This is a genomic window from Peptococcus simiae (assembly GCF_046569735.1).
Lineage (GTDB): Bacteria > Bacillota > Peptococcia > Peptococcales > Peptococcaceae > Peptococcus > Peptococcus simiae_A.
Genome location: NZ_JBKICG010000049.1, coordinates 1 through 549, shown reverse-complemented (window position 1 = coordinate 549; position 549 = coordinate 1). Strand labels below are relative to the sequence as shown.

Below are 549 nucleotides of genomic sequence, written 5' to 3'. Positions count from 1 at the left end.
TCACAAACTGCTCGTAAGATGAGACCCCGGTATTTAGGGATGACTTGGCTTAAAAAGGGGATTAAGGTGGGCATGTCATTGGGATGGGCGGAGGCATAGGCGGCAATAATAAATTGGCCACTAGAGGCCAGCTGGATGTTGTAGGCGGGTTTAAGCTGTCCATTACGCATATGGTCGTCTTTCATCCGCATGAAGCTGGCGTCCGGGTCGGTCTTTGAGTAGGAGTTCCGGTCAGCTAAGAGGTCTAGCTGTTGCTTGTATTTTTGGAACCGGTCCAACCACTTCTGAAGCATTTCTATTTCTTTCTGCTCCCTTGTTTTTCTCTTGCCGGACCCATATACAAAGACGATTTCTTTTTCGCCGGCTTTTTTATACAGGGCTTTTAAGCTTTCTTCAAGTGTATCTTCAAGGATCTGGCTAGCCGTCTCTTTAGGCAGGTTAAAGTAGTCTGCCACTCGAGCAGATAGTTTAGCCTGATGCCTTAGGATACTTTTTTTCCAGACAAAGCTGTACCTATTGGCAAAGGATTCTATCTTAGTGCCATCTATA

1 pseudogene is annotated in these 549 nt (G+C 45.9%); it reads right to left on the bottom strand.

Going from position 1 to position 549, the window contains the following annotated elements:
* Nucleotides 1–549: pseudogene (locus ACLGL1_RS09810) on the bottom strand (IS5/IS1182 family transposase); the annotation flags it as partial.